General features: G+C 69.8%; 15 protein-coding genes. 8 read left to right on the top strand and 7 right to left on the bottom strand.

Annotation, left to right across the window (positions count from 1 at the left end; all coding sequences use genetic code 11):
- Positions 1-14: 14 nt before the first annotated feature.
- Entirely contained in the window at positions 15-1,247 is a 1,233-nt protein-coding gene (locus tag AC2EWF_RS16095) for an MFS transporter (RefSeq protein WP_483640379.1), read from the bottom strand.
- Between the two features lie 36 nt (positions 1,248-1,283).
- Here AC2EWF_RS16095 and AC2EWF_RS16090 point away from each other — a divergent pair, with 36 nt between their 5' ends.
- Positions 1,284-2,018, top strand: coding sequence for a class I SAM-dependent methyltransferase (locus tag AC2EWF_RS16090; protein WP_483640378.1), 735 nt, complete (start codon positions 1,284-1,286; stop codon positions 2,016-2,018).
- 147 nt (positions 2,019-2,165) lie between these two features.
- Positions 2,166-3,509: a DEAD/DEAH box helicase gene (locus tag AC2EWF_RS16085; RefSeq protein WP_483640377.1), complete on the top strand. Its 1,344-nt coding sequence runs from the start codon at positions 2,166-2,168 to the stop codon at positions 3,507-3,509.
- 90 nt (positions 3,510-3,599) lie between these two features.
- Here the strand turns inward: AC2EWF_RS16085 and AC2EWF_RS16080 are convergent, their stop codons facing one another.
- Both AC2EWF_RS16080 and AC2EWF_RS16075 read right to left on the bottom strand, forming a co-directional pair.
- Entirely contained in the window at positions 3,600-4,157 is a 558-nt protein-coding gene (locus tag AC2EWF_RS16080; protein WP_483640376.1) for a GNAT family N-acetyltransferase, read from the bottom strand.
- 4 nt (positions 4,158-4,161) lie between these two features.
- Positions 4,162-4,911, bottom strand: a complete 750-nt coding sequence (locus AC2EWF_RS16075; protein WP_483640375.1) for an SDR family NAD(P)-dependent oxidoreductase — start codon at positions 4,909-4,911, stop codon at positions 4,162-4,164.
- 110 nt (positions 4,912-5,021) lie between these two features.
- Here AC2EWF_RS16075 and AC2EWF_RS16070 point away from each other — a divergent pair, with 110 nt between their 5' ends.
- Both AC2EWF_RS16070 and AC2EWF_RS16065 read left to right on the top strand, forming a co-directional pair.
- Positions 5,022-6,908, top strand: a complete 1,887-nt coding sequence (locus AC2EWF_RS16070; protein ID WP_483640374.1) for a DEAD/DEAH box helicase — start codon at positions 5,022-5,024, stop codon at positions 6,906-6,908.
- 132 nt (positions 6,909-7,040) lie between these two features.
- Positions 7,041-7,862 (top strand): dioxygenase family protein, encoded by an 822-nt coding sequence (locus AC2EWF_RS16065; RefSeq protein ID WP_483640373.1) that lies wholly within the window; start codon positions 7,041-7,043, stop codon positions 7,860-7,862.
- Here the strand turns inward: AC2EWF_RS16065 and AC2EWF_RS16060 are convergent.
- Entirely contained in the window at positions 7,849-8,190 is a 342-nt protein-coding gene (locus tag AC2EWF_RS16060; RefSeq protein ID WP_483640372.1) for a cupredoxin domain-containing protein, read from the bottom strand. The genes AC2EWF_RS16065 and AC2EWF_RS16060 overlap by 14 nt on opposite strands.
- Positions 8,187-9,134, bottom strand: a complete 948-nt coding sequence (locus AC2EWF_RS16055) for a metallophosphoesterase family protein (protein ID WP_483640371.1) — start codon at positions 9,132-9,134, stop codon at positions 8,187-8,189. The genes AC2EWF_RS16060 and AC2EWF_RS16055 overlap by 4 nt, the downstream gene beginning before the upstream one ends.
- A gap of 389 nt (positions 9,135-9,523) precedes the next feature.
- On the opposite strand from AC2EWF_RS16055, the gene AC2EWF_RS16050 reads away from it, so the two are divergent.
- The 3 genes from AC2EWF_RS16050 to AC2EWF_RS16040 are packed head-to-tail and all read left to right on the top strand — an operon-like array spanning position 9,524 to position 11,510.
- On the top strand, positions 9,524-10,096 hold the full coding sequence (locus AC2EWF_RS16050; RefSeq protein ID WP_483640370.1) for a sigma-70 family RNA polymerase sigma factor: 573 nt from the start codon (positions 9,524-9,526) through the stop codon (positions 10,094-10,096).
- On the top strand, positions 10,083-10,865 hold the full coding sequence (locus AC2EWF_RS16045) for an anti-sigma factor family protein (protein ID WP_483640369.1): 783 nt from the start codon (positions 10,083-10,085) through the stop codon (positions 10,863-10,865). Before AC2EWF_RS16050 ends, AC2EWF_RS16045 begins: the two co-directional genes overlap by 14 nt.
- Before the next feature lie 30 nt (positions 10,866-10,895).
- Positions 10,896-11,510, top strand: a complete 615-nt coding sequence (locus AC2EWF_RS16040; protein ID WP_483640368.1) for a peroxiredoxin — start codon at positions 10,896-10,898, stop codon at positions 11,508-11,510.
- A 28-nt stretch (positions 11,511-11,538) separates the two neighbouring features.
- Here AC2EWF_RS16040 and AC2EWF_RS16035 read toward each other — a convergent pair whose 3' ends face one another.
- On the bottom strand, positions 11,539-11,907 hold the full coding sequence (locus AC2EWF_RS16035; RefSeq protein ID WP_483640367.1) for a YkgJ family cysteine cluster protein: 369 nt from the start codon (positions 11,905-11,907) through the stop codon (positions 11,539-11,541).
- Positions 11,908-12,135: 228 nt separating this feature from the next.
- Positions 12,136-13,017: a KPN_02809 family neutral zinc metallopeptidase gene (ypfJ, locus tag AC2EWF_RS16030; protein WP_483640366.1), complete on the bottom strand. Its 882-nt coding sequence runs from the start codon at positions 13,015-13,017 to the stop codon at positions 12,136-12,138.
- A 94-nt stretch (positions 13,018-13,111) separates the two neighbouring features.
- Between ypfJ and AC2EWF_RS16025 the strand changes: the two genes are divergently transcribed.
- The gene (locus tag AC2EWF_RS16025; RefSeq protein ID WP_483640455.1) at positions 13,112-13,504 is read left to right on the top strand and encodes an MAPEG family protein; all 393 of its coding nucleotides are present in this window, start codon (positions 13,112-13,114) and stop codon (positions 13,502-13,504) included.
- Positions 13,505-13,552 lie beyond the last annotated feature (48 nt).

Raw genomic sequence — 13,552 nt, 5'->3', positions numbered from 1 at the left:
AATCAGTGATTGTATCAGGAGCCCGACCGGCCGAAGCCCACGCCGCGCGCCTCCGGCCCCAGCCAGACCAACACCGCCAGCACCACCGCCACCACCGCGACCCACAGCGACATCGCCCAGGCGAAGTCGCCGCCATGGCGATGCGCCAGCCAGGTCTGCGCGGTGGCCGTGCCCGCGGCGAGCAGGTTGCCGAGCTGGTAGGCGAAGCCAGGCAGGGTGCCACGCACCGCATCCGGCGAGAGTTCGTTGAGATGCGTGGGCACTACGCCCCAGGCGCCCTGCACCATCACCTGGATCAGGAAAGCACCTACGCCGAGCAGCCACAGCGAGCCACCGTGCATCCACAGCGGGATCACCGGGATCGCCAGCAGCGCGGCCACCATCATCGCGCGGCGCCGCCCCACCTTTTCCGACCACGCGCCGAAGAACAGGCCTCCCGCCAGCGCCCCCATGTTCAACAACGCCACCAGCAGGAAGGCTGCAGCCGAGCCGGTGGGCAGGTGCAGGTTCACTTCCTCGAAGGTGTGGTACATGTCCTGCGAGCCATGGCTGAAAGCATTGAACGCGCACATCAGCGCGATCATGTAGGCGAACAGCTTCCAGTGCCCGCGCATCGCCTCGCCCACGCCGAGCCTGCCGTGTGCCCGCAGGCCGGCCTGCCACACCGGCGACTCCGGCACCGTGCGCCGGATGTACAGCACCAGCAGCGCCGGCAGGGCACCCACCACGAACAGGCCGCGCCAGCCGATCGCATCGACCAGCAGCCAGTTCACCAGGGCGGCGAGGAAGAAGCCGCTGGGATAGCCGCTCTGCAGCAGGCCCGAGACCAGTCCGCGCGACTTCGCCGGAATCGACTCCATCGCCAGCGAGGCGCCGATGCCCCACTCGCCGCCCATCGCCACGCCGAACAGGAAGCGCAGCACCAGCAGCATTGCCAGCGAGGTGGAAAACGCGGTGGCGAATTCGAACGCCGAGAACAGGATCACGTCCAGCATCAGTACCGGTCGCCGCCCGTAGCGGTCCGCCAGGCGGCCAAAGATCAGCGCACCCAGCGGCCGCGCCGCCAGGGTAAGGAACAGGCCATAGGTCACCGCCTCGTTGCCGGTGTGGAACTCCTTCGCCACGCCCACGATCACGAAGGTCAGCAGGAAGTAGTCGAACGCATCCAGCGTCCAGCCGAGGAAGCTCGCCAGCACGGTGTGGCGCTGCTCGCGGTTCAGTTCGCGCAGGGAGGACAGGAGCGGCATGGCACGGCGTTCCGCAGGGCGATGGCGCAGGCTAGCATGGCACTGCGCTTGCCCTGTGCCGTGGGCTGTCGGCACCATTGCCACATGCAGACCTGCGACACCTCTGCCCCGCTGCCGCTGGGCCGCACTGCCCGCCACGCCATCGCGCGGCGCTACGCGGGCCGCTTCTACCGCGGCTACGCGCAGGGCAAGCTGGCCGGTGACCCTGTCTACGCCGCCGTGGCCGGGATGCTCGCCGCCGCACCGCCACGGCCGCTGCTCGATATCGGCTGCGGCCTCGGCCTGCTCGGGCAATACCTGCACGAATGCGGACTGCTGCACGGCTATCTCGGCATCGACTTCAACGCCCGCCGCGTCGAGGCCGGCCGCGCCGCCGGCGCCGTGCTGTCGCCGCCACTGGAGCTGCGCTGCGGCGACGCGGCGCAGTTGCCGGACTTCCAGGGCCATGTGGCACTGCTGGACATGTTGCACTACCTGCCTGCGCCGCGGCAGGGCCTCCTGCTGCACGAGGCGGCGGCACGGCTGGCGCCCGACAGCCTGCTGCTGATCCGCAACGTGCTGCGCGAAGCGAACTGGCGCTTCCACGCCACCCGCGCCGAGGAATGGTTCCTGCGCGTCAGCGGCCAGATGTGCGTGGGCGCCCAGCACTACCCCGACGCCGACGAGATCCGCGCACCACTCGCCGCGCAGGGCCTGACGGCGACGGTACAGCCGCTATACGGCCACACGCCGTTCAACAGCTACCTCATCGTGGCGCGGCGTCCCGGCTGAACGGCGGCGCGTGCCCACCAGACAGCGGCACGTCCTTCAGCTACACTGCGCGGACGGCTTTCCTGCCGTTGGCGGTTTTTGCCGCCCCCTTTCCCATATCGCAACACGGTTCGGCTTGAATGCTCCGGGTTGCACAGGAGTGTTCTCATGTCTTTCGAATCGCTGGGCCTCGCGCCCGCGTTGTTGCGTGCGCTTGCCGAACAGGGCTACGCCGAACCCACCCCGGTGCAGGCCGGCGCCATCCCGCTGGTGCTGGCGGGCCACGACCTGCTCGCCGCCGCCCAGACCGGTACCGGCAAGACCGCCGCGTTCGCGCTGCCGCTGCTGCACAAGCTCTCCAGCGCCGGGCCGGCCATGACGCGCCGCCCGCGCGCGCTGGTGCTCACGCCCACCCGCGAGCTCGCCGCGCAGATCCTCGACAACGCGCAGGCCTACGGCAAGCACCTGCGCATCAGCGCCGCCACCATCTTCGGCGGCGTCGGCATGGGTCCGCAGATCAATGCGCTGCGCCGCGGCGTGGACATCGTGATCGCCACGCCCGGCCGGCTGATCGACCACATGCAGCAGCGCACCGTAGACTTGTCCGGCGTGGAGACGCTGGTGCTGGACGAAGCCGACCGCATGCTGGACATGGGCTTCCTGCCGGCGCTGAAGCGCATCCTCGGCGCGCTGCCAAGGCAGCGCCAGACCCTGCTGTTCTCCGCCACCTTCGCGCCCGAGATCAAGGCGCTGGCAATGCAGTTCATGCGCGAGCCGCGCGAAGTCACGGTGACGCCGCCGAACACCGTGGCAGCCCTGGTCAGCCATCACGTGCATCCGGTCGATGCCTCGCGCAAGCGCGATCTGCTGCTGCACGTGCTGAGCCAGGACAGCCGTCGGCAGACGCTGGTGTTCAGCCGCACCAAGCACGGCGCCGACAAGCTGGTGACCTTCCTCAACGCCTCGGGCGTGCGCGCCGCGGCGATCCACGGCAACAAGAGCCAGAACGCGCGCACCAAGGCGCTCGCCGACTTCAAGAGCGGCCGCATCACCGTGCTGGTGGCCACCGACATCGCGGCACGCGGCATCGACATCGACCAGCTGCCGATGGTGATCAACTTCGACCTGCCGATGGTGGCCGAAGACTACGTGCACCGCATCGGCCGCACCGGCCGTGCCGGCAGCGAGGGCATGGCGGTGTCGCTGGTGAGCCACGACGAGTCGGGCCTGCTGCGCGACATCCGCAAGCTGCTCAAGGACGAGATCGCCGTCGACGACGTGGCCGGCTTCGAGCCCTCCACCCCGCTGCGCCTCGACACCGGCGCACCGCGGCCCAAGCAGGGCCAGCGCCAGCCGCGCGCGCCGCAGCGTGCGCATGGCGGGCAGCAGCAACGCTCGCAGGGCAGCTCGCAGGCGCATCGCCCGCATGGCCATGCGCAGAAGAGCGGCGGCGAACACGCCGCAGGCAACCGCAAGCGCCACCGCCGTCCGCGCCCCGCCGCGAAGGCCTGACCAACGCCGCCGCGCGTGGCAGCGCAACCCTGTCCGCGAACGGCCTTTGCTCCGTTTGCGGCGCAGGGACATCGCGCACAGGGTGCGCTCCTACAACGCCGCGGGCCGGACCAGGGCGGTGAGGATGTGGTCTTCCCACACGCCGGCGATCTGCAGGTAGCGCTTCGCGTAACCCTCGCGCTCGAAGCCCAGCCGCGCCAGCAGGCGTGCACTGCGCGCGTTGCGCGGCATGTGGTTGGCCATCACGCGATGCAGCCTCAGCTCGCCGAATGCCCAGTCCAGGCCGGCCTGCAAGGCCTCGTGCATGATCCCCTGTCCTTGCGCACGCGCCGCCGCGCCGTAGCCGAGGTGGCAGGCCTGGAACGCGCCGCGCACCACATTGGCCAGCGTGAACGTGGCGAGGATTTCCGTCTCTGCGCGGTCGAACACCAGCAGCGGATAGCCGCGGTCCAGCCGCGCATGCTCGCGGCCGTCGGCGATGGACTGCAGGCAATGCTGCAGCGTGTAGAACGCCTCCTCGCGCAGCGGCTCCCACGGCGCGAGGTGCGCCCGATTCGCCACGCGGTAGCGCAGCAGCGCCGGCGCGTCCGCTTCCCCGGCGACGCGGATGCGGGTGCGTTCGGTATGCAGCCGCGGCGCAGGGTTCACGGCATCAGCGCTCTTGGTCCGTCGGACGCATCAACACTTCGTTGATGTTGACGTGCGAAGGCCGGCTCACGCAGAACGCGATCGCCTCGGCCACATCCTGGCTCTGCAGCTGGCGCATGCTGTCGGCCCAGGCATTGAGCGCGTCCTTGGTCGCGGCGTGGCCGATGTGTTCGCGCAACTCGGTCGCCACCGCACCGGGCTCGATCACGCTGACGCGGATGTTGTCCTTGTATACCTCGCGGCGCAGCGATTCGGAGAACGCCACCACGCCGAACTTGGTAGCCGCGTAGCCCCCCGCGTTCGGATTGGCGATGCGGCCGGCGGTGGAGGCGATGTTGACGATGTGGCCGTCGCGTCGCGCGCGCATGCCGGCCAGCGCCGCCTGCGTGGAAGCGATCAGGCCGAGCACGTTGAGCTCCAGCATGCGCCGCCAGCGGCCGAGGTCGGCTTCGGCGATGGGCTCCAGGTACATCACGCCGGCGTTGTTGACCAGGATGTCGAGTCGGCCGTAATGCGCCTCGGTTTCCTGCACGATGCGCTGCGCCTCGGCTTCGGCGCCGAGGTCGGCCACCAGCACCAGCGGCTCGGCGCCGAGTTCGCCGAGCTGCGTGGCCAGCGACTCCAGGCGCTCGCGCCGGCGGGCGGCGATCGCCACCCTGGCGCCCAGCCGCGCCAGTTCCAGCGCGGTGGCCTCGCCGATGCCGGAGGAAGCGCCGGTGACCAGCGCGATGCGGTCTTTCAGTCGGTTCTGCATCTTGATCTCCCGTTGACAAAACGCGCCCACCGCCGGTGCGGGGCGCGCGGACTGTTACAATGCCACCCATTCTCCCGCATGCCGCCGCGCATGCCACCCCGAGGTACCCCATGTCCGCCCCGTCCCACGATTCCGCCCCGGCTGTCGCCGGCTTCGGCGCGCTTGCGCTTTCGCCCGAGGTGCAGAAAGCACTGGCCGACGTCGGCTACGAATCGCCTTCGCCGATCCAGGCCGCCACCATCCCGCCACTGCTGGAGGGTCGCGACGTGCTGGGCCAGGCGCAGACCGGCACCGGCAAGACCGCGGCGTTCGCGCTGCCGATCCTGTCGCGCATCGATCTCAGGCCCGGCAAGCCGCAGGCCTTGGTGCTGGCGCCCACGCGCGAGCTGGCGATCCAGGTGGCCGAGGCGTTCCAGCGCTACGCCGCGCACCTGCCCGGCCTGCAGGTGCTGCCGATCTACGGCGGGCAGAGCTACGGCCCGCAGCTGCACGCGCTGCGCCGTGGCGTGCATGTCATCGTCGGTACTCCGGGGCGGGTGATCGACCACCTGGACAAGGGCACGCTCGACCTCTCCGAACTGAAGTACCTGGTGCTCGACGAAGCCGACGAAATGCTGCGCATGGGCTTCGTCGACGACGTGGAAAAGGTGCTGGAAGCCACCCCGCCCACCCGCCAGGTGGCGCTGTTCTCGGCCACCATGCCGGCGCCGATCCGCAAGATCGCGCAGCGGCACCTGAAGGATCCGGTGGAGATCGCCATCAAGACGGCCACCACCACCGCGGCGAACATCCGCCAGCGCTACTGGTTCGTCAGCGGCGTGCACAAGCTGGATGCGATGACGCGCATCCTCGAGGCCGAGCCGTTCGACGCGATGATCATCTTCGCGCGCACCAAGCAGGCTACCGAGGAGTTGGCCGAGAAGCTGCAGGCGCGCGGCCTTGCCGCCGCCGCGATCAACGGCGACATCGCCCAGCCGCAACGCGAGCGGGTGATCCAGCAGCTCAAGGACGGCAAGCTCGACATCCTGGTCGCCACCGATGTGGCCGCACGCGGCCTGGACGTGGAGCGCATCAGCCACGTACTGAACTACGACATCCCCTACGACACCGAGAGCTATGTGCACCGCATCGGCCGCACCGGTCGCGCGGGACGCAGCGGCGAGGCGATCCTGTTCGTCACCCCGCGCGAGAAGGGCATGCTGCACGCGATCGAGCGCGCCACCCGGCAGAAGATCGACGAGATGAAGCTGCCCACGGTGGAAGCCGTGAACGACCAGCGCATCGCCAAGTTCAAGCAGCGCATCAGCGACACCCTGGCGGCCGGCGATCTGGGCCTGTTCCAGCAGCTGATCGAGCAGTACGAGCAGGAGCACGACGTGCCGGCGATCGAGATCGCCGCCGCGCTCGCACGCATCGCCCAGGGTGACCGCCCGTTGCTGATGACGCCGCCGCCGAAGCGCGAATTCGCGCCGCGCGAACACGACACGCGCCACGGCAAGCCCGAGCGCGCCCCGCGCGAACGCGGCGAGCGCGAACACTCCGGCCGCGAGCAGCCCGCTCGCGAACAACCGCGCGCCTTCGCCGGCCATGCGCCGCGCCCGCACCACACCGAGGCGGGCAAGATCACCTACCGCATCGAGGTCGGCCACGAGCACGGCGTGAAGCCGGGCAACATCATCGGCGCCATCGCCAACGAGGCCGGGCTGGACAGCCAGTACATCGGCCGCCTCAGCATCCGCGGCGACCACAGCCTGGTCGACCTGCCCGAAGGCATGCCGAAGGAAATCTTCGAGCACCTGAAGAAGGTCTGGGTGGCGCGCCAGCAACTGCAGATCCACGCCTGGGACGGCAAGGACGACACCGGCGGCGAGCAGGCGGCGCACCCGGCGCGCCGCCCCGGCGGATTCCGCAAACCGGGGGGCTTCAAGCCCGGCGCTGCCAAGCCCGGCCCGCGCAAGCCGTACGCGCATGGCGGCAAGCCGGAGCGCCCGAAGTAGGCCGGGCTTCAGCCCGACCTGCACCGAGGCGACACCGGCGTTTCCACACGGCAACGCTGCGTTCGCCGCGCCCTCGATGCAAATCCCGCGCGCGCCACCATCTCGTGCACACCCTGCACGAGGCGATCCGCCATGTCCGTCCTGCCCAGCCTGTACATCTCCCACGGTTCGCCGATGACCGCGCTGCAGCCGGGCGCGACCGGCGCACGCCTGGCGGAACTGGCGCAGGCGCTGCCGCACCCCAAGGCCATCGTCATCGCCAGTGCGCACTGGCTGGCGCGTGCGCCGCTGGTCGGCGCCGCCGCGCAGCCCGAAACCGTCCACGATTTCCACGGCTTCCCGCCTGCGCTGTACCGGTTGCGCTACCCTGCACCGGGCGCGCCCGCGCTCGCTGCCCATGTGGCCGACCTGCTCGATGAAGCCGGCCTTGCTCCGCGACTCGATCCGCAGCGCGGACTGGACCACGGCGTCTGGGTGCCGCTCCACCTGCTCTATCCCGCGGCCGACATCCCCGTGGTGCCGCTGTCGATCCAGCCCGAACAAGCCGGATTGAATCCGGGCCCCGCGCATCAGTACGCGGTGGGCCGCGCGCTGGCGCCGCTGCGCGAGGAGGGCGTGCTGCTGATCGGCTCGGGCAGCATCACCCACAACCTGCACGACTTCCGCGCCGGCTACAGCGCGGAGCGCGAAGCGCCCTACGTACGCCCGTTCACCGGCTGGATCGAGCAGAAGCTGGCGGCCGGCGACACAGGCGCGCTGCTCGACTACCGCCGCCAGGCGCCGTTCGCCCAGCGCGCCCACCCCACCGACGAACACCTGCTGCCGCTGTTCTTCGCCCTGGGCGCGGCCGGCGACGGCGCACAGGCGCGGCGCATCGACGCCGGCATCGACCTGGGGTTTCTCGCGATGGACATCTACCGCTTCGACGGTGCGGCCGCGCTCACTTCACGATGATCGTGCCGGTCATGAACGGATGCACCGTGCAGAAATACACATAGGTACCCGGCTTGCTGAAGCTGGTCTCGTAGCGGTCGTTGCTGTCCAGCGCCTTCGACGGCGCGAACTGCCCGTTCGCACTGACCACGGTATGCGGCTCCTCGTCACGGTTGATCCACGTCACCTTGGCGCCCACCGGCACGGTCAGTGTCTTCGGCATGAACATGAAGTTGTGAATCTCGATCTGGTTCGGCGTCGCCGCGGTGACGACCGCGGCGTGCGCCGCCAGCGCCGGCCCGCCCAGCGCCAGGGACAGGCACGCGGCAAGAACAAGGCGGCCGCTCATGCCATCGCCTCCTCGGTGATGGCTAGCGCGTCCCGGCCCTGCACATGGCGCACGCTGCGGACCCCCAGGTAGCTGCGCAGCCGGTCGGGCGCCACGCCCTTCAGCGGCCCCGGCGCCGGCCCGGCCCCCGGCACGGGTTGCGGATAGGCGGTGGAGCGTGCAGTGTGGAAGGTGATGTTCCCTTCCACCTTCTGCTGGATCTGGTGGATGTGGCCGTTGAGCACGCTCACCGAACCGAAGCGGCGCAGGTAAGTCATCGCCTCCACGCTGTCGTCGGTGCCCCAGCCCCACTGGGGGTACAGCGACCACATCGGCATGTGCGCGAACACCAGCACCGGCGTCTCCGCGGACAGCGGCGCCAGGTCCTTCTTCAGCCACGCGAGCTGCTCGGCGCCCAGGTAACCCAGTCCGCCGGCCTTGAGGTTCAGCACGTTGATCAGGCCCACGAAGTGCACACCGCGGTGGTCGAAGCTGTACCAGCCGCCGTCGTGCTGGCGTTCGCCGAACCGCCGGAAGAACTCCGCACCGTTGTCGCCGATCACGTCATGCTCGCCCGGCACGTACAGCACCTTCCCCTTGCCGGCCCGCGACTCCTGCATCAACCCTTGCACGGTGGCGAACTGGTCCGGCCGCGACAGGTGGGTGAGGTCGCCGGTGTGCAGCACGAAATCCGGGCGCACCGGCAACGCGTCGACCTGGGCCAGCGCGGCACGGAAGGTGGCGGCCGGGTCGGGGTTCGGCGCGAGGTGGAAGCCGATGTGCGAATCGCTGACCTGGGCGAAGCTGAAGGTCGCATCCTTCGCCTCGGCACCCGCCCCGGCGCCCAGCGTGCGCGCATGCAGCACGCCGCCCTTCATCAGCAACAAGGTGCCGGTGCCGGCCCAGGCCATGCACCTCAGGAATTCGCGGCGATCCAGGGTGCGGTTGTCGTGTTCGTCTTGCATGGTTTTCCACTCCACGGCGCTTGCGGTGTGCGCCCTTCGCCATGCATTACCGGGCCAGCCAACGGCCTATTCCGGTTTTTCCGCGCCGGGAATAAAGTCGCGGCCAGCGCGGTATTCCCTGGAGCCTGTTCAATATCTCCGCATAGCCCGCGCCGGGAGCGGTTTGTGCGCAGGCCAAGGAAGAACGAAGGAGTGGGCGTCCGTCCACGACCGAGTGATGACACAGGCAAGCGGGCAAACCGACCCGGCCCTCCGGGTTGCCTTGCATTGGCCGCCATGCGGCAGCGCGCGGCTTGACCTGCCAGCCAGGCAGGCGCTTCGCCGCGCACCACCACCTGACGACCAATGCAAGGCAACGCGGACCATGTGGAAATATTGAACAGGCTCTTATGCCCATCGAAGCGCCAGCCGCCTCCCCATCCCCGCAGCCCGCCATCGGCGCGCGCTTCGAAGCCCAGGTGCTGCCATGGCTGGATGCGGCCTGGAACCTCGCGCGCTGGCTGGCCCGCGATGACGCCGATGCGCAGGACGTGGTGCAGGAAGCGATGCTGCGCGCGCTGCGCTACTTCGACAGCTTCCACGGCGGCGACGCACGGGTATGGCTGCTCGCGATCGTGCGCAACACCTACTTCACCCTGCGCAGCAAGACCTTGCCCGAACACCTCACCGAGCCGCTGGACGAGGACAGCCATCCGCTCGTCGACGAACAGGCCTCGCCGGAGGCGCTGACCCTGCTCGCCGTGGACGTGGGCTCGCTGCGCGTCGCGCTCGAGCGGCTGCCGGCGCCGTGGCGCGAGGTGATCGTGCTGCGCGAGCTGGAGGAATGCTCCTACAAGGAGATCGCCGCCATCACCGGCCAGAAGATCGGCACCGTGATGTCGCGGCTGGCGCGCGCCCGCGAGCGACTGAAACTCGAACTGACCCACCGATCCGGGGAGGCGCGCCGCCATGATCTGCGCTGACGCCCGACTGCTGCTGCACCCTTACATCGACGACGAACTCGACGTCGCGCAGAGCGCGGCGGTGGCCGGTCATCTGCGCGAGTGCTCAGCCTGCGCCGCCCGCGTGCGCGAACACGAACGGCTGCGTCGCGCACTGGCGCAGCCAGAGCTGTACCAGCGCGCGCCGGCCGCGCTGCGCGAACGCTGGACGCCACGCCACACGCCCACCGCGCCAACTGCCCCGCCGCGTCCGCGGCGTGCGCCGATCGCCTGGGCCGCGGCGGCGGGTTTCGCCGCTGCGCTGCTGCTGGCGACGCCGCTGTACCGTGTCATGCAGCAGCGCAGCGTGACCGGCGACGCGGTGGTCGACGATGCGGTGTCCAGCCACCTGCGCGCGCTGCAGCCCCAGCACCTCATGGACGTGGTGTCGACCGACCAGCACACGGTGAAGCCGTGGTTCGACGGTAAGCTGGATTTCTCGCCGCGGGTGGTGGACCTTGCCGGCGCGGGCTTTCCGCTGGTGGGTGGCCGCCTCGACGCGCTGGAGGGCCGCAGCGTCGCCGCCCTGGTGTACCGTCGCCACCTGCACATCATCAGCGTGTACGAATGGCCTGCGGCCGCGGCGGACGCCAACGCCGTGCAGAGCGAATCGCGGCAGCATGGCTACACCGTGCTGCGCTGGACCGACGAAGGCATGCACTATGTCGCAGTATCCGACGTCGACCCCGCCGCGCTGCGCGAATTCGCGCAGGATCTGCGCCGGGGCGATGACGGCAGCGACGCGCGTTGACAATTTCCGCAACCACGAGAGGACGAGGCAATGAAACATCGACTGACAGGCTTCATGACGGCGGCCGCGTTCGCGGCGACGGTGTTGCTGGCCACGCCGGCGAGCGCCGCGCTGAACCAGGGCGCGAAGGCACCGGACTTCACCGCCGAGGCCAGCCTCGCCGGCAAGGATTTCAGCTTCTCGCTGCGGGATGCGCTCAGGAAAGGGCCGGTGGTGGTGTACTTCTACCCGGCGGCCTACACCGGCGGCTGCGACATCGAGGCGCACACCTTTGCCACGCAGAAGGCCAGCTTCGACAAGGCCGGCGCCACCATCATCGGAGTCTCGGCCGACAGCCTGAAGCGGCTCAACGATTTCTCCGCCGACCCGAACTACTGCGCCGGCAAGTTCCCGGTCGCCTCCGATGCCAACGGCAGGATCGCCGCCTCCTACGGCCTCAAGCTGCAGCCGGCGGAACCCGGCATGACCGACGCGCGCGGCCAGGCCATCGACCACGGTTTCATCCCGCGCACCACCTTCGTGATCGGGCGCGACGGCAAGATCGTCGCGGCGTTCTCCTCGGAAGCCGACCACTTGCACCCGCAGGATCACGTCACGAAGTCGCTGGCCATCGTGCAGCGCCTGCAGGCGGGCCACGCGCCGTGACGGAAGGGGACCGCCTGAACCGGCGGTCCTAGGCCGCGCCCACTCCGTCGACGCCGATCCAGTCCTCCGGCGTCAGCGGGCGCAGGCCATGGGCGATGCGTCCCTTGTCGCATTGCACGCTGTGCCGGCCGAACTCCCAGGAAGGCTCGACCTCGCGGCACACCGATGGCTTGATCGGATGGATGCCGCAATGCGCGGCCGTGCCGATCTCGCCCACGAGCGCCACGCAACGCATGGGTGGCGAATGCGTGCCGCGCATCACCACGCGGTGCGGGTCGAGCTTCTCGGTGAGTTCCGCGGGGACCGTGCCGCCCAGCAAAGGATCGGTTTCGGACCAGTGGAAGGCGATGCGGAAATGGGCGCAGCAGGCGCCGCAACTCAGGCAGGGATGGCTCATGCAGGCCGGCGAAAGCGCACCCCGAGGCGCGCAGGCTGGGGATTCTAGGGCCGGCCGCTGCTGCGCGGAAGATGGCGCCACCATCGTTCGCCTTGGGCGCGGCGCACGCGGGGAGCGGCCAAGGATGGCCGCAGCTTTGGGGAGCGAGGAAATCGAAAGGCAGGCCGCGCGCGTGGCCCTTCGACTCCGGCCTTGCGGCCCATGCTCAGGACGGACGGCTTGGCCACCTCAGGGCTCGCCCGCGAAGGTGTTGCAGCTGTTGATGTCGCCGCTGGCCATGCCGGCCTTGAACCACTTCACCCGCTGCGCAGAGGTGCCGTGGGTGAAGGTGTCGGGCATCACGCTGCCCCGGGTTTCCTTCTGCAAGGTGTCGTCGCCCACCGCGCTGGCCGCGTTGAGCGCGGACTCCACGTCGCCGGGCTTCAGCCAGTCCAGGCGCTGCTGCGTTCGGTTGGCCCACACGCCGGCAAAGCAGTCCGCCTGCAGTTCCTGCCGCACGGACAGGCCGTCGGCCCCGTCCATCGGATAGCCCTGCTGCTGCAGCTGCTGCACCTTGTCGAAGACGCCGAGCAGCTCCTGCACGTGATGGCCGACTTCGTGCGCGATCACGTAGGCGCGCGCGAAATCGCCGGAGGCGTGGAACCGGTCCTGCAGCTCCTGGAAGAAGCCGAGGTCGAGGTACACCTTGCGGTCGCCCGGGCAGTAGAACGGCCCCACCGCGGTGGAGGCGGCTCCACACGCGGTGGCCACCCGGCCCTGGAACAGGTGCAGCCTGGGGTCGGTATAGGTCTTGCCCATGGCAGCGAAATAGTCGCCCCAGGTCTTCTCCGTCGACCCCATGATGTGGCACGCGAAGGAGATCTGCTCGCTGGCGGGATTCTGGCAACTGACGGCCTGGGTCGGCTGCGTCTGCCCGCTGGTCTGCGCCGCGCCGTCGCCGGCGCCGCCCAGGAAGGGGGTGATGAGGTCGCGCTTGAAGATCAGGCTCAGCACCACGAGGACCAGCAGGCCGCCCACACCGAGGTGGACTCCGCCCGGCCGGAAACCACCGCCACCGCCGTCGCTGCCTTCCTCGACGTTGTCGCTGTTTTCGCCCTTCTGCCAGTCCATGTTTGCGCTCCCGAGCCAATCTCCGTGGCGACGATAGCGCCTTGCCCGTCGCCGCCGCTACAGTGGCGCCTCCCTCCGGACGAGACGCCCCATGCTGCAGCAACTGCCCGCCCTGGTTACCCTCCTCACGGTGCTGCTGATGGCCGGCACCGCATTCGCGGTAGGCCGCGCACGCGGGAAATACGGCATCAAGGCGCCGGCCACCGGTGGCCACCCCGCGTTCGAGCGTGCGTTCCGCGTGCAGATGAACACGCTGGAGGCCTCGCTGATGTTCCTGCCGCTGCTGTGGCTGGCCGCGCATTACGGCCTGGGCGGCTGGGCCGGCCTCGCCGGGCTGGTATGGGTGGCCGGGCGCATCTGGTATGCCGCGGCCTACCTCCAGGAGGCCAGCAAGCGCGAAGGCGGTTTCGTGCTCGGCTCGCTGGCCCTGGTCGTGGTGCTGGTGCTGGCTGCCTTTGGCACCTGCCGGGCGTTGCTGGCCGGCTAGCAAGACCGTGGACGGCCTGGGCCGCGGCCGCGCCCGCACCTGCGGGCA

This window comes from Rhodanobacter sp. sgz306013, assembly GCF_057031145.1.
This window is presented reverse-complemented; position numbering and strand designations above follow the sequence as displayed.